The sequence below is a fragment of the Mycobacterium sp. SMC-8 genome (assembly GCF_025263565.1).
GTDB lineage: Bacteria > Actinomycetota > Actinomycetes > Mycobacteriales > Mycobacteriaceae > Mycobacterium.
Map to the genome: position 1 here is coordinate 531,794 of NZ_CP079865.1, position 14,010 is coordinate 545,803.

The 14,010-nt window shown below is 67.4% G+C and carries 18 protein-coding genes and 4 tRNA genes; 10 read left to right on the plus strand and 12 right to left on the minus strand.

Translation table 11 applies throughout. The features are described from left to right. The first annotated feature begins 10 nt into the window (after window positions 1–10). Genes ureG through KXD97_RS02670 form a run of 5 tightly spaced genes read left to right on the plus strand, consistent with a single transcriptional unit; the run spans window position 11 to window position 3,833 of the window. Entirely contained in the window at window positions 11–634 is a 624-nt protein-coding gene (gene ureG / locus KXD97_RS02650; RefSeq protein ID WP_260755334.1) for an urease accessory protein UreG, read from the plus strand. Next, entirely contained in the window at window positions 631–1,446 is an 816-nt protein-coding gene (locus KXD97_RS02655) for an urease accessory protein UreD (protein ID WP_260755335.1), read from the plus strand. Before ureG ends, KXD97_RS02655 begins: the two co-directional genes overlap by 4 nt. After that, window positions 1,443–1,934 (plus strand): urease accessory protein UreE, encoded by a 492-nt coding sequence (locus KXD97_RS02660; protein WP_260755336.1) that lies wholly within the window; start codon window positions 1,443–1,445, stop codon window positions 1,932–1,934. Before KXD97_RS02655 ends, KXD97_RS02660 begins: the two co-directional genes overlap by 4 nt. Next, window positions 1,915–2,613: an urease accessory protein UreF gene (locus KXD97_RS02665; RefSeq protein ID WP_260755337.1), complete on the plus strand. Its 699-nt coding sequence runs from the start codon at window positions 1,915–1,917 to the stop codon at window positions 2,611–2,613. Before KXD97_RS02660 ends, KXD97_RS02665 begins: the two co-directional genes overlap by 20 nt. A gap of 44 nt (window positions 2,614–2,657) precedes the next feature. Next, the gene (locus KXD97_RS02670) at window positions 2,658–3,833 is read left to right on the plus strand and encodes a pyridoxal phosphate-dependent aminotransferase (RefSeq protein ID WP_260755338.1); all 1,176 of its coding nucleotides are present in this window, start codon (window positions 2,658–2,660) and stop codon (window positions 3,831–3,833) included. 49 nt (window positions 3,834–3,882) lie between these two features. Here KXD97_RS02670 and KXD97_RS02675 read toward each other — a convergent pair whose 3' ends face one another. Together KXD97_RS02675 and KXD97_RS02680 are read right to left on the minus strand one after the other, a co-directional pair. After that, on the minus strand, window positions 3,883–4,320 hold the full coding sequence (locus KXD97_RS02675) for an SRPBCC family protein (protein WP_260755339.1): 438 nt from the start codon (window positions 4,318–4,320) through the stop codon (window positions 3,883–3,885). Between the two features lie 80 nt (window positions 4,321–4,400). Beyond that, window positions 4,401–4,841 carry an SRPBCC family protein gene (locus KXD97_RS02680; protein ID WP_260755340.1) on the minus strand — a complete coding sequence of 147 codons (441 nt, stop codon included), beginning with the start codon at window positions 4,839–4,841 and terminating at the stop codon, window positions 4,401–4,403. A gap of 69 nt (window positions 4,842–4,910) precedes the next feature. Here KXD97_RS02680 and KXD97_RS02685 point away from each other — a divergent pair, with 69 nt between their 5' ends. Next, window positions 4,911–5,276, plus strand: a complete 366-nt coding sequence (locus KXD97_RS02685) for a UBP-type zinc finger domain-containing protein (protein ID WP_260755341.1) — start codon at window positions 4,911–4,913, stop codon at window positions 5,274–5,276. A 33-nt stretch (window positions 5,277–5,309) separates the two neighbouring features. Beyond that, entirely contained in the window at window positions 5,310–5,459 is a 150-nt protein-coding gene (locus KXD97_RS02690) for a hypothetical protein (RefSeq protein WP_260755342.1), read from the plus strand. Between the two features lie 17 nt (window positions 5,460–5,476). On the opposite strand, the gene KXD97_RS02695 is transcribed toward KXD97_RS02690, so the two are convergent. Further along, window positions 5,477–7,039, minus strand: a complete 1,563-nt coding sequence (locus KXD97_RS02695) for an NAD(P)/FAD-dependent oxidoreductase (protein ID WP_260755343.1) — start codon at window positions 7,037–7,039, stop codon at window positions 5,477–5,479. 122 nt (window positions 7,040–7,161) lie between these two features. Continuing rightward, window positions 7,162–7,767: a TetR/AcrR family transcriptional regulator gene (locus tag KXD97_RS02700; protein ID WP_260755344.1), complete on the minus strand. Its 606-nt coding sequence runs from the start codon at window positions 7,765–7,767 to the stop codon at window positions 7,162–7,164. Between the two features lie 77 nt (window positions 7,768–7,844). Here KXD97_RS02700 and KXD97_RS02705 point away from each other — a divergent pair, with 77 nt between their 5' ends. Next, the gene (locus KXD97_RS02705) at window positions 7,845–8,639 is read left to right on the plus strand and encodes an MBL fold metallo-hydrolase (protein ID WP_260755345.1); all 795 of its coding nucleotides are present in this window, start codon (window positions 7,845–7,847) and stop codon (window positions 8,637–8,639) included. 25 nt (window positions 8,640–8,664) lie between these two features. On the opposite strand, the gene KXD97_RS02710 is transcribed toward KXD97_RS02705, so the two are convergent. The 5 genes from KXD97_RS02710 to KXD97_RS02730 all read right to left on the minus strand — a co-directional run bounded on the left by KXD97_RS02710 (window position 8,665) and on the right by KXD97_RS02730 (window position 10,147). Then, complete coding sequence (locus tag KXD97_RS02710) at window positions 8,665–9,237, minus strand: TetR/AcrR family transcriptional regulator (RefSeq protein ID WP_260755346.1); 573 nt, start codon at window positions 9,235–9,237, stop codon at window positions 8,665–8,667. 1 nt (window position 9,238) lies between these two features. Next, window positions 9,239–9,796: a chorismate mutase gene (locus KXD97_RS02715; protein WP_260755347.1), complete on the minus strand. Its 558-nt coding sequence runs from the start codon at window positions 9,794–9,796 to the stop codon at window positions 9,239–9,241. A 46-nt stretch (window positions 9,797–9,842) separates the two neighbouring features. Then, window positions 9,843–9,919, minus strand: a tRNA-Phe gene (locus KXD97_RS02720). Between the two features lie 40 nt (window positions 9,920–9,959). Continuing rightward, a tRNA-Asp gene (locus KXD97_RS02725) sits at window positions 9,960–10,036 on the minus strand. A 38-nt stretch (window positions 10,037–10,074) separates the two neighbouring features. After that, window positions 10,075–10,147 (minus strand) — tRNA-Glu (locus KXD97_RS02730). 123 nt (window positions 10,148–10,270) lie between these two features. Between KXD97_RS02730 and KXD97_RS02735 the strand changes: the two genes are divergently transcribed. After that, window positions 10,271–10,343: transfer RNA gene (locus KXD97_RS02735), tRNA-Lys, on the plus strand. Window positions 10,344–10,388: 45 nt separating this feature from the next. On the opposite strand, the gene KXD97_RS02740 is transcribed toward KXD97_RS02735, so the two are convergent. From KXD97_RS02740 to KXD97_RS02750, 3 genes are all read right to left on the minus strand, one after another. Beyond that, window positions 10,389–11,090, minus strand: a complete 702-nt coding sequence (locus KXD97_RS02740) for a hypothetical protein (protein WP_396884650.1) — start codon at window positions 11,088–11,090, stop codon at window positions 10,389–10,391. A gap of 123 nt (window positions 11,091–11,213) precedes the next feature. Next, complete coding sequence (locus tag KXD97_RS02745) at window positions 11,214–12,110, minus strand: serine/threonine-protein kinase (protein ID WP_260755349.1); 897 nt, start codon at window positions 12,108–12,110, stop codon at window positions 11,214–11,216. Between the two features lie 155 nt (window positions 12,111–12,265). Beyond that, on the minus strand, window positions 12,266–13,333 hold the full coding sequence (locus KXD97_RS02750) for an oxygenase MpaB family protein (RefSeq protein ID WP_260755350.1): 1,068 nt from the start codon (window positions 13,331–13,333) through the stop codon (window positions 12,266–12,268). A 77-nt stretch (window positions 13,334–13,410) separates the two neighbouring features. On the opposite strand from KXD97_RS02750, the gene KXD97_RS02755 reads away from it, so the two are divergent. Then, on the plus strand, window positions 13,411–13,992 hold the full coding sequence (locus KXD97_RS02755) for a TetR/AcrR family transcriptional regulator (protein ID WP_260755351.1): 582 nt from the start codon (window positions 13,411–13,413) through the stop codon (window positions 13,990–13,992). Window positions 13,993–14,010 lie beyond the last annotated feature (18 nt).

The window sequence follows — 14,010 nt, forward strand, 5'->3', positions numbered from 1 at the left end:
GGAGCACAGCATGACCGAGGGTGCAATCCGCATCGGCATCGGAGGCCCGGTCGGCTCGGGCAAGACGCGTCTCGTCGAGTCACTGGTACCGAGGTTGTCCGACGCCGGCTTCAGCGTCGCCGTGATCACCAACGACCTGGTGACCGACGAGGACGCCCAGCGCGTGCGGCGCAGCGGGGTGATCGACCCGAACCGCGTCCTTGCGGTGGAGACCGGGGCCTGCCCGCACACCGCGATCCGCGAGGACCCGTCGGCCAACCTGGCCGCCGCCGACCGATTGAACCGGATGTTCCCCGACCTCGACCTCATCCTCATCGAGTCCGGCGGCGACAACCTCGCGGCCACCTTCACCTCGGATCTGGTGGACCACTGGATCTTCGTGATCGACACCTCCGCCGGAGACGACATCCCGCGCAAGAAGGGCATCGGCCTGCTGCAGGCAGATCTGTTGGTGGTCAACAAGATCGACCTGGCGCCGCTGGTCGGCGCCGACCTCGACATGATGCGCCGCGACTGCGCACTGGCCCGGCCCGCCAAACCGACAGTGTTCACCGACCTACGATCCGGCCACGGGGTGACCGAGGTCGTCAACCGCCTACGCGAGGGCGCGATGCTCACCGCGAGCCGCCCGTGACCGCCCCGGTCATCCGTCCGGGTGAACTCGACGTGGAGGTCGTCGCCGACGCGACGGGCCGCACCCGCACCAGCACGCTGCGCCAGCGGTACCCCCAGCGCGTCACCACCGCGCTGCACTGTGACCCCCGCCGGCCGGGCGCGGCGACCCTGTGCGTACAGAGTCCCAGCGGCGGCGCGTTCTCCGACGACGAGTTGCACACCGTCGTGCGCTGCCGACCCAGAAGCGACCTTCACCTGACCACGCAGGCCGCCACCCAGGTTTTTGCCGGAGCCGGCGCCGGGGCCCGCCACCTGCTCGACTTCACCGTCGACTGCGGCGCGGTGCTCGAGTACTGTCCCGGAACCGTCATCCCACACCGTGATTCACACTTTCGGCAACAGCTGGACCTCGCGGTCACCGCCGGCGGCGTCTATCTCGGCTGGGAGGCCGTCGCGTCCGGGCGTATCGCCCACGGGGAGCGATTCGGTTTCACCTGCTATGACAGCGCATTCGTGGTCCGTGTCGACGGATGCGCCGTGGCGAGAGACCGTCAGGTGATCCGGCCCGTCGAAGGTGACCCGGGACCGCTGGTCGACACCGACTACCTGGGAACATTCCTTGCCGTCACCCCCGGCCACGACGGCGGCGCCCTGCTCGACAACGTCCGGTCGGTCCTCGACGGCACGGCGGGCGGCGCAGGCCGGTTGCCCCGTGACGCGGGAGTGTTCGCGCGCGTGGCCGTGCACCACGCACCGGAACTCCACCGCATCCGGCAGCAACTGTTCCACGCCGTGCGGCGCACGCTGTTTCCGGAGTCAGGGCAACGATGAAGGCGGTAGACATACTCGGTGACATCGCCGACGGCAGGTTCAGCGGACGCAGACGTCATTACGTCGACATCGGCTGGGGCGACGCGGCCAAGCATCGGCAGGTGGTCACCGCCGATTCCGGGCTGACCGTCCATATCGACCTGCCGCGCGGCGTCTTCCTGCGCTCCGGAGCCGTGATCGCCGATGACGGCGCCGCCGTCGTCGTGGTCCGCCGGCCCGCCGAGGACGCTATCGCCGTACGGTTCGCGGACAACTGCGCCGCCGCCGGGGCAAGAAGAATGCTGATGCTGGGATATCTGCTCGGCAACCAGCACGCGCCGATCGACGTCGACGAGGACGGCGTCGCCGCGCCGTTGTTCACCAGCGCGCAGGCCGCCCGGGAGATGCTCGCCGGGCTCGGGGTGGCCGGTGCGGTCACGGCCGTGCCGTTGGCGCGCGACGGTTGGTCACGAACCTCCGCGGACTCGCATGCCGGCCATCACCACTGATCCCGATGTCGCGTTGGCGATGTGGCTGCAATTGCACGACAGCGCTTTTCCGTCCGGCCGGATGGTGCACAGCCAGGGTCTGGAGCAGTGGTTGGCCGACCGGCCCGACGTCGGCGCCCCGGAGGTCGGTGCTGTCGTACTCGCCTACCTGGCCGACGGCTACGCCCCATTGGACGGCACGCTGACCGCGGCGGCCTGGCGCGCCGCGGCACATCTTCCGCGGCTCTGCGAACTCGATGACCTGGCAGGCACATACAAGCTGTTCGACAACGCCCGGACAGCGTCGGAGTCGGCGGGGACGCAACTGGCCGCCGCCGCGCGGCGTGCCGGGCTCGCCGAGCGCTGCCCGTACCTCACCGCAGTCACCGACGGAGCCACTGCCGGTCACGGCGCCGTCGTCGACGGCGCGTTGCAGGCGCAGCTCGGCGTCCCGCAGCGGCTCGCGGTGCTCGGATCGATGCGGTCGATGCTGGCGTCCATGCTCAGCGCCGCGGTGCGAATGGGACGGCTCGGGGCATTGCTGGCCCAGCGGTTCCAGACAGCCGCCGCGCCGCGCCTCGTCGAGCTGGCACGCGCGGCCTGCGATCGAGACATCGACGACGTGTACAGCGTCGCGCCGGCGCTGGAGATCGGCGGAATGCGCCATGAAACCAGAACCACCCGGCTGTTCACCACTTAGTGGGCCGATCTGCGCCGACGCGGGGCCGGTTACGCTTCGGAGGCGTGACGGTACGACGACTGCAGCCCTACGCGGTGACGATCTTCGCCGAGATGTCGGCGCTGGCCGCCCGGGTCGGCGCGGTGAACCTCGGCCAGGGCTTTCCAGACGAGGACGGACCTGACTCGATGCTCAAGGTGGCCCAGAATGCCATCGCGGCGGGCGTCAACCAATATCCGCCCGGCCTCGGCGCCGCGTCGCTGCGGCAGGCGATCGCCGATCAGCGGACACGCCGCTACGGCACCGAGTACGACCCCGACACCGAGGTGCTTGTCACCGTCGGCGCCACCGAGGCCATCGCGTCGGCGGTCCTCGGTCTCGTCGAACCGGGCTCGGAGGTTCTGCTCATCGAACCCTTCTACGACTCCTACTCCCCTGTCATCGCGATGGCCGGATGCCACCGCCGCGCCGTCCCGATGCGCCGGGACGGTCTGGGCTTCGCCATCGACATCGACGGACTGCGGGCCGCCGTGACGCCGAGGACCCGAGCGTTGATCGTCAATTCGCCGCACAACCCGACCGGTGCGGTGGCCAGCGACGACGAGCTGCGGGCGTTGGCAGAGCTCGCGGTGACGGCCGATCTGCTGGTGATCACCGACGAGGTCTATGAGCACCTGGTCTTCGACGGTCGGGAGCATCGGCCGTTGGCCAATTATCCGGGCATGGCGGACCGCACCATCACCATCTCCAGCGCGGGAAAGATGTTCAACGCCACCGGATGGAAGATCGGGTGGGCCTGCGGGCCAAGGGATCTCATCGCCGGCGTGCGGGCGGCCAAGCAGTACCTGAGTTATGTGGGCGGCGCCCCGTTCCAGCCGGCCGTCGCGCACGCACTCGACACCGAAGACGCGTGGGTCGACGCACTGTGCGCGACGTTCCAGGACCGCCGTGACCGCCTCGGCTCGGCGCTGAGCGACATCGGTTTCGAAGTCCACGACAGTCAAGGCACCTACTTTCTGTGCGCGGATCCCCGCCCACTGGGCTACCCCGACAGCACAGCGTTCTGCGCGGATCTGCCGGAGAAGGTGGGTGTCGCAGCGATCCCGATGTCGGCGTTCTGCGATCCCGGTGCCGCGCATGCCGACGCGTGGAAACACTTGGTGCGCTTCGCTTTCTGCAAGCGCGATGAGACCCTCGACGAAGCGATCCGGCGGCTCCGCGCCCTTCGGCGGCGCAACTAGCTCGCCACCCCGGCGGACGGCCTGTCGGCAATGCCCGCGCGGCGTAGGCCTACTGCGCGGCGAGCACGCGGCGTCGAAGGTTCTCCAGCGCCACGTCGAGCACCATCTTCTTCGCCCGTTTGACAAGGAACCTCGGATACGGTGCGGCCAGATCGAGGATCAGATCAAACCTGACACGGGTGCGATCCTCACCGACCGGCGTCAGGTTGTACTCACCATGCTGGCAGCGCTGCCGCGACGTCCGTTCGGCATCCCACACCACCCAGGTGTCACCCCAGTGGTACTCCAGGAGCTCTCTGTCAGTCAGCCCCATCACGCTGACGGTCGTCCTGACATGGTGCGGCCGGCCGTCGGGATGGCGGTCGACCACTTCGGTGTCTTTGTGCAGGGACGACCACGCGGCCACCGCCTCGACGTCTGCCAGGGCATCCAGAATCGCCTCTGGCGGGGCCTCGATCACGACTTCACTGGAAGCACGCACCGCCATACCGGCAAATCCTAGCTAGGCGATCGGCCTCGCGCATAGGAATCGGCAGCTAACCTCGCCCATCTGCCTGGCCGGCGCGTTCACGCCTTGATGACCTTGAGCACCTGCTTGCGCAACCCGTCGGTAGCAGTCTCGACGCCGCCCTTCATCGTGCGCTTGACGATGAAGCCCGGCAACGGGACCGAAAGGTCGATCGATATGTCGAACCTGACCTTGGTCTTGTCGCCGTCGGGGGTGAGGCGGTAGCCGGCGTCCTGTGCCTTGAGCTGGGTGGCCGAGACCAGCGTCCAGGTCACTTCGTTGTCGCCCCAGGTGTATTCGATCACCTGCTCATCGGTCAGCCCGGCGGCTTTCACCGTCATCCTGACCCGCTTGGGCCTGCCGTTGTCGTAACGCTCCAGCACTTCGGCCTTCTGGTACTGCGGCGACCAACTCGGGGTCGCCTCGACGTCGGCGATGACGTCGAGGATCTGCTCGGGGGATGCTTCGATCACGACCTCGCGGGAATCCTTGGTTGCCATGGCGCGACCATAGACCACCGCCGTCACGATTCGTATCGGGACCACCGGACTGGGCGTACGCTTTCGCTCGTGAGCGACGTTCGCGACGGCGCAGTCGATCCTTCCGTTCCCCCGAGCGGCACGGGCTGCGTCGAGTGCGACGCGCATGGCGGTTGGTGGGTGCATCTGCGGAGGTGCGCCGCGTGCGGCCACATCGGCTGTTGCGACGACTCCCCGCAGCGGCACGCGTCGGCGCACTGGCGCGCCACCGGACATCCGGTCATCCGGTCGTTCGAACCGGGCGAAGACTGGTTCTGGAACTACGACACCGATCAGTACTACGACGGCCCCGAGCTCGCCCCGCCCCGGAGCAGACCGGTCGACGAGACCGCGCCGGGGCCACGCGGTCGGGTGCCTGCGGACTGGTTGGCACAGTTGCAGAATCGCCGACGCTGAATGAACCTCCATCCTTAGGGGTAACCCAGCGCCGTGACGAAAGACAAGCCGAACACTGCCCAGACCGAAGCCGGTTCCGAGCAGGCCGACGACGATGTGATCAGCGATCCTTCGAAGGGCGACGAGGATCGCGTGGACTGGGCCGACGAGGGTGGCGCCACCGAGAGTGGTCCCGCGACCTGACATCACGTCGGACCGGATCAGTGCAAGTCGGCGATCACCTGCTGGGCGGCGTTGTAGCCTGGAATGAACGTGATTCCGGGACCGCCGTGGCATCCGGCACTGGCCAGGTACAGTCCCTCAACCGGAACAGGCTGGTCGACATAGCCTTTCGGGCCCGGACGGTTAGGCCCCATCTGCTCGGGGTGGATCAGCCCGTGGCAGTAGTCACCGCCGGGAGCATTGAACATCGTGCCCATGTGCCTGGGGGTGAACGTGGTGTGGCGCAGGATCAGACTCTCGAAATCCGGTGCCAGCCTGGTGATCTTGTCGATCACCCGCTTCCCCATCTCAGTTTTCATCTGTCCGTAGCTCGCGCGTTCCTCGGTCAGCGGAAACCACAGTGAGAACGCCGACACGGCGTACTTGCCCGGCGGGGCCAGGCTCGGGTCGTTGGCAGACGGTATCTGCAAGGCGATGGCCGGATCGGCGGGCACCTCTCCCGCGCGGGCACCCTCCCACTGCTTGTGCAGTTCCTCCGGTGTCACGAAAATACCGATGGCGGACTGATATCCGGGTTCGTTCAGCATTGTGTAGGGCTCAGCGAACGTGGGCGCCGCATCGAGCGCGAAGTGCATCTGCAGATAGCTGCCGCGGTGGTCGATATGCGAGAAGCGGTCCCGCAGCTGCGAGGGAACCGCTGTCGGCGTGACCAGCGTGTTGACCGTGACGTCCGGAGCGAGGGCCGACACCACCGCCGGAGCGGTCACGGTCGACCCGTCCGTCAGCCTGACACCGGTGACCGCGCCTGCGTCGGCGGTGATTTCGGCGACCTTGGTGCGCAGCCGGAGTTCACCGCCCGCCGCGGCGAACATCTGCTGAAGATGGTCCGTGACCGCACCCATGCCGCCGCGGAACTTCTTGATCAGTGTGGCGCTCTCGTCGGGGACGGCCAGCCCGAAGGCCAGTGCGGCCGCGCTCCCCGGCGTGGCGGGTCCGCGGTAGGTGGTGTTCACAGCGAGGAAGGCCAGCATTCCCCGCAGCGCACCGTGCTTCTCGCGGTCAGGCAGGTGCCGGTCGAGCACCTCGGTGACCGATCCGAACAACATGTCGCTGATCGCCTGCCGCTCGAATTCGCTGGTGGCGCAGGCGAACATCTCATCGAGTGATCTGGGCGGCCGCGCCGCGTCGAACCGCCCCAGCGCCCGGGTGGGCGCCTGGCACCACGCCATCAGCCCGGCCATGCCGTTGACCGCCTCGGCGCCGTGCACGTCGTTGAGGTGGGTCAGTAGTTTCACCGGATCGGTGTAGTAGACGAACGGATCGTCGCCGACGCCGCGCAACTGCACCGACATCACGTCGAGGTCGACGGTAGGCAGGTCACCCAGTCCGAGCGCCTCGCTCACCACCGCCGAGGTCGGAACTTGCACAGAGCCTGCGATCTCGAACCGGAAGCCGTCGAAGAGTTCGACGGTCGAGGCCATGCCGCCCGCATAGAGCTTGGCCTCCACACACAGCGTGCGCAGACCCGCGCGCTGCAGCAGCGCCGCCGCGGTCAGCCCGTTATGTCCGGCACCGACGACGATCGCGTCGAAGTCCGCCATCGGCTGAGGCTGTCACGCCGTCAATGTTTTGTCAATATTGACAAAACATGTCGGCCGCCGAAATCGCACTCCATGCGCATGAACGCGACGATGCGCCGCGTGGAATGCAATTTCGGCGCTGATCAGACCCGGTCTCCGATACCGGAGCGCAGCAACTCAAGCGCGTGCCGGCAACGACGGTCCAATTCGGGGAGCGAGCGGTCCTCCCCCAGCATCCACACCTCCATGGCGCCGAAGACCGCCGCGGCGATGCACCGTGCGGTGACGGTGATGCGCATCCGCTCATCGCTGCCGGCACGCGCGGCGCAGGTCGAGATCATGTGCTCCTCCACGGCTTCGGCGAAGTCCGCCTCGACCTGCCGGATATGCCGGACGATGCGTCCGGCGTCGAGTTCCTGCGCACGCATCGCCGCGATCTTGGTGACCGCCCAGTCGTCATAGGGCGACGCCATGATTGCCGATTGCACCGATTCGAAGATCGATTCCTCGGGCGAGCGGGCGGCGAGCGCCGCCCGGAACCAGTGCAGGCCCGCGTCGTAGTCGGCGAACAGCAGGTCGTGCTTGGAGGCGAAGTGCCGGTAGAAGGTTCGCAGGGACACCCCGGCGTCGGCGGCGATTTGCTCGGCCGAGGTGTCCTCGACGCCCTGCGCCAGGAAGCGCACCACCGCCGCTTGCCGCAGCGCCTCCCGAGTGCGTTCGCTGCGCGCCGTTTGAGCAGGCCGGACCATGTGCGTAAGGTACCGCAGCGGCCACATCGCTTGACGGTGCTGCGCACGTACCTTTGACTTGTTACTCGGGGGTACATGTGAAAGTTCATCACCTCAATTGCGGGACACTTCATCCGCCGGGCGTCGGCATGATGGTGTGTCATGTGCTGCTGGTCGAGTCCGACGCGGGACTGGTGCTGGTGGATACGGGGTTCGGCACCCGCGACTGTGCCGACCCGGGCCGTTTCGGGCGCATCAGGCGCCACCTGATCCGACCCCGATTCGATCCCGACGAGACCGCGATCCGTCAGATCGAGAAGCTCGGCTTCCACCGCTCCGATGTCCGTCACATCGTGGTGACCCACTTCGACGCCGACCACATCGGCGGTTTGGCCGATTTTCCCGACGCCCAGGTGCATGTCACCTCCGAGGAGGCCTTCGCCGCGATGCGGTCGCGTTCGATCCAGAACCGGATCCGCTTCCGGCCTCCGCAGTGGGCGCACGGACCCCACATCGTCGAACACCATGTCGACGGTGAGGCATGGCGCGGTTTCGCGGCCGCCAAAGAACTCACCGAGATCGGGCCGGGTTTCGTGCTCGTCTCGCTGCCGGGCCACACGGAGGGGCACGCGTGTGTCGCCGTCGACGCCGGACACCGCTGGGTTCTGCACGGCGGCGATTCCTTCTATCACCCCGGCACCATCGCCGATGCGCTGCCGATGCCGAGGTTGACCGCACTGTTGGAGAAGCTCGTCGCGGCCGACCGTGAGAAGGTCAGGCAGAACCATGACCGGCTCGCCGAGCTGTATCGCGCGGGGCACCCCGACCTGATGATGTTGTGCTCGCATGACACCACGCTCTTCGAGGAGGCCAAGGCCACCGCGCTGGTCTGAGCGGGACGCCAAGAGGGCGGACACCTCAGTGGCCGGGCGGGCTCAGCAGTGCGATCGACGCGTCGACCGCCTCGTCGGTGACGTCACCCATGCTTCCGCCCTCTTCGACGGTGATGGCCGTGAGCTCGCGCAGTCCTCCGAGCAGCATGATGATGCGGCGGCGCGACACCGGGCCGACGCCGGCGGCCCGGAACTCGTCGGTGGCGCCGAGCGCCCCGACCATGTCGATGAAGTGTTCCATCGCGTCCCGCTGCAGGCCCCGGGCGGCGGCGCCGAGGGAAGGCACGTCGCGGATCCAGCTCAGCATCAGCGCCGAGCGCGCTTCACCCGACGAGATCCACGCTTCGATCGCCTGCCGGACCTGCTTCTGCCAGGGTGCGCTGGGGTCGACGGCCTCGGAGATCTGCCTGATCTGCTCGGCGTTGGCGTCCGACAGCAGGGCGACGAAACACGCCTCTCTGCTGTCGAAATGCTCGTAGAAGGTGCGCCGCGAGGTCTTGGCCCGCCGCACGATGTCGGCCACCGTCGTCCTGGCATAGCCGTCCTCGGCGATCGAGGCCTCCAGGGCGTCGAGCAGCCGCTGCCGAAAGTCGGTCATGTCAGCGGCAGTAGCTGCGCGTCGCGTGATCCAACGCCTGCCGGTAGAGCGGATCGAGCCCGCGCTGTGTGGCGACCACCGTTTTGGCCTGGTCGAGTTCGGCCCGGCAGGCCGGCCCGTGCAGCTTGCCCCACTCGTCGGCCATCAGCGTCACCATCTCGCGGTTCAGCGCATCGATGATCCCGCGCGACGAGGCAAGATCCGGAGCATCGACGGGAGCCGCGGCCCGGTCGAACTTCCATTGCGCCAGCCTGGTGTACTCGATCGCCACGGTGGCGTCGATCTGGTCGCGGAAGGCAGCCGACACGTACGCCGGATCCAGTTGCAGTGCCGCCGCTTCCGCCGACATCGCCTCGAGCACCTGCTGTTCGCGGACGGGATCCTCGATCAGCCCGCCGGTGTGGAACTTATTGGCCGCCACCGGTTCGGCAACCTGAAGACGACGGGTGGCCGCATCGACGAGATCGACCAGAGTGCTGTCCGGTTGGGCCGCGGCGAGCGGCGCGAACAACGACATCAGCATCGCCGCTGCGGCGGCCAGAACGGAGAGGCGGATCATCGGGAACATCATCCATGGACGGAAGGCCCGAAGCCAAGCCGGGTTATGGTGGCCAGGGCCGGGATCGAACCGGCGACCTTCCGCTTTTCAGGCGGACGCTCGTACCAACTGAGCTACCTGGCCGGACGGCACCAGCCACTCTGTTGTGAGTGCCTCGCCGTGATGGCGACCCTGACGGGACTCGAACCCGCGACCTCCGCCGTGACAGGGCGGCGCGCTAACCAACTGCGCCACAGGGCCTTACTCTGTGCGACTCCCACTCACGTGGTCGCTGCGCGTACCCCCTACGGGATTCGAACCCGCGCTACCGCCTTGAAAGGGCGGCGTCCTAGGCCGCTAGACGAAGGGGGCCAGCCGAATCTCTCCGGGGTACTCACAACACTCGTTCGTTGGGAGCTTCGATAGCTTAGGGTACGGACACCCGAATCCTCAAATGAGCAGCGTGCAGTATTCTTTCCGGGGTTACACACTCACGCCCCTATAGCTCAGTTGGTAGAGCTACGGACTTTTAATCCGCAGGTCCCAGGTTCGAGCCCTGGTGGGGGCACAAAGCAGGAATCAAGTCTTCGCGCTGGCGGATCCGACGGCGGCGTCAGCGAAGGTAGACCTCGTCACCGTCGGGGTAACCCCCGCCGGTGGTGGTCACGTGCACGTGGTCGTAGTGGCCGTACCCGCCGGCCCGCGCGCCGCCCGGCGTGTAATACACGCCCCGCCAGATCGCGTCCTGGATGCCGAAGCGCTCCGCGTTCTCCAGGACGTAGGCGACAATCTGGTTGCCCAGCGCGATGCCGGCCTCGGACATCGGGTTCGGGATCATCACGTCCAGCGCCAGACCGTTGGGATGCCAGCGCAGCGCGTCCTGGCGGACACCGCCGATGTTGTTGATCTCCGGGAAGACCGCGCTGATGCTGCGGGCGGTCAGGATGGTGCGCACTTGCAGCCCGCGCTCGGGCGCCACCCCGGCGGGCAGGGTGCGACTGACCACCCGCCAGCGCGATGCGGACACCAACGATGCCTGCTCGGGGTCAGGGGCGGCTCCCCTGTCGATCAGCCGTTCGGGTGCCTGTCCGGTCGCGGGCGCGGCAACGACCTCCAGGCAGCACGGTGGAGACTGCTCGGTGACGGCGGCGGGCGCCGGGGACGCCACCCGCTGTTCCTCGGCGGGAAGAGGGACCGGTCCGGTGTCGCCCTTGACCGCGAAGAAAACCGCTGCCGGGGCGAGCGCGGACACCACGTACACCGAGGGGTTGCGCCGCTTCTTGGCGATGGAGTGCCGACCCACGCCCTGCAACATAACGAAAATTGCCGCAATGTACAGCATCGATCATGAAATCTGAACTCGACTCGCGGATTGTTACATGACCGGGATCAGCCGGTTAGCGGTCGTATATGCGCTGGTCAGCCAGCTATTTTCGGCTCACACCACGACGAGCAGCGCCGCGAGAACAAGAACGACGGTCAACGCCACCGCGGCGAGCACTCCGCCGGCGCGTTGCGGTGGCTCGTACGGGGGGTCCATGCTGGTCAACATCTGCTCAGCGGTGGAGAACCGCCATCGCGGATCGCGGGCGATCGCCCGCTCGATGGTCGTCGCCAATGCCGGGTCCACGTCAGGACGCAACGCGCTCAACGGGGTCAGGCGACCGACGGCGATCGCCTCGGCCAACGCCGCCAGGTTGTCCTGCGGGTAGGCACGTCGGCCTGTCAACGCCTCGTACGCGACCAAACCGAGTCCATAGAGGTCGTCGCTGGGTGTCGCAGGCCGGCCGGCGATGCGATCGGCCGGGAGGTAGGCCATCGTCCCGAAGACCCGGTTGGTCAGTGTCTGCGGGGTGTGCGCGCTCTTGGCCACCCCGAAGTCGGCGATCTTCACACCGCCCTGCTGGGTGAACAGGATGTTGGCCGGTTTGATGTCGCGGTGCAGTACTCCGCGGGTGTGCGCCGCGCTCAGCGCCGAGAGCACGTCGCGCATGATCGCGCGCACATGTTCGGCGGGCAGTGGCCCGTGTCGGGCCACGACATCGGCCAGGCTCTGACCCGGAAGCCGTTCCAGCACGATGTAATGCCTGCCGTCGTGGACTCCGGTGTCGTGCACGGCCACCACGTGCGGATGGTTCAGCGCGGCCGCGGCGCAGGCCTCGGTGGCGAACCGCTGCCGGGTGTCAGGCTGAGTGCTGACCGCCGGATGGAGCAATTTGACCGCGACCGGGCGTCCGAGCCGCTTGTCCCAGGCGTCCCGGACCTCGGCCATCCCGCCGCGACCCAGCACGCCTCGTAATTCGTAGCGACCGCCTATGAGTTCCGGCGCCTGCATGCCTTCAAAGCTAGCCCTTCTTCGGCGAGCGCAAACCTGACACGCAGGCACCGTGGCACCGCCGAGGCGACATGGCGTGGCCGTTCGCGAGAGCGCCACCACGGTAGCGCCGGCGGGCTCAGGGCTACCGTGGTGGCGCTCTCGCGAAACGCCGGTCAGACCTTCGGGCAGTAGAAGTGTGGGTCGTCCCGGTACTCGAGCGGCGGCAAGTTGCGTGCCGGGGTCTCCACCAGCGGAGAATCGGCTGGGAGCCGGCCGGTGGCCCGGTCCCACGCCGAACGCTTACGCGGATGCATCAGCCACCGCTTGGGCAGCACCTTGGTCGCGATGGTCACCACATCGCAGAACCGCCTGTGCAGGAACTCTTGGCGCGGCGACCAGGTGTAGCCCATCAGCTCGCGCACCGGCGGGTCGTACAGCGCGACGGTCATGAAGGTCAGGAAGCGTTGCAAGACCGCCAGATTCAACTTCCACAACGGATCCGGAACCCATTCCAGCGACGGGTGTTTGGGCATCGTGGACAGATCCATGACCTCGCGCGCGGCCCAGTTGTTCTCCAGCACGTCGGTGCACATGTGGTCCCAGTACTCTTCGAACTCCTCCCAGGTCTTGGGCACCACTCGCATGCTCATCCCGTACATCCGGTACCAGGTGATGTGCTCGTCGAACAGTTGGCGCTTGTCGGCCTCGCTGATCCCGCCGCCGAACTTCTCGGCGGCCAGCAGGGTGGACTTGAAGAACGTCGCGTGCGCCCAGTAGAAGACTTCCGGATTCAGCGCGCTGTAGCGGCGCCCCTGATCGTCGACGCCCTTGATCCCGATGTGGTAGTCGCGGACCTGGGCTCCGGTCCGGGGCGCACGGTCGCCGTCGAACACCACGCCGCCGATCGGATAGATCGACCGCAGCAGCCGTGGGATGCGTTCCATGAAGAAGATCGAGTGTTCCTTGACCGCCGCACCGAGCTGGGGATGCATGTTCTGCATCGACCCGGCCCAGGTGCCCTGGAACAGTCCAGTCCACTGCCCGAAGTACCTCCACGTCAGCGAGTCGGGACCCAGCGGCGCCGGCACGTCGTCATAGCCACCGGCGACAGGGCAGCCCGCCGCCACGACGTCGGCGTGCGGCACCGGTTCGCCGCCGACCGGACAGCCGGGCGCTGCGACCTCGGGCTCCGCCGCGGATCCGCTGGTGACGGGGCCTGCCGCAGACGTATCTTGAGTCACTGGTGCTCTTCCTGCCGGAGTGGTGCCGAACGACATTCTGACTACATGCGTTGTCAGTAGCAAAGCTTAGGAGGGCTGTGGCGTCGGGTCAACGACGCGGTAGGTGGTCGGGCGTTCCGCTGCAGGATCGCCAGGCGCTCCGACGCGACGAACTGGTCGCCGCCGGCATCGGGCTCCTCGGCAGCCCCGCCGGACCGCACCTGACCGTGCGCGCGGTGTGCAAGGCGGCCGGCCTGACCGAGCGCTACTTCTACGAGAGCTTCACCGACCGGGACGAGTACGTCGCAGCGGTGTACGACGACGTGTGCACCGCGGCCATGTCGGCGCTGATGAAGGCCGAGGGTATGCGCGATGCCGTCGAGCGGTTCGTGGCACTGATGATCGACGATCCCGCACGCGGCCGGGTACTCCTGCTCGCCCCCGAAGCGGAACCCGTCCTCGCGCGCTCGGGGGCGCGGTGGATGCCCAATTTCATCGAATTGTTGCAGCGCAACCTCACCCAGATCAGCGACCCCACCACCCAGGCGATGGTTGCCACGGGGCTGATCGGGGCACTCACTGCATTGTTCACGGCCTACCTGGACGGTCGACTGGAGGTAACCCGCGAGCAGTTCATCGACCACTGTGCTGAGCTACTGCTCAGCAGGGCCGTGACCTAAAAGTGGCCTCTACCTGGA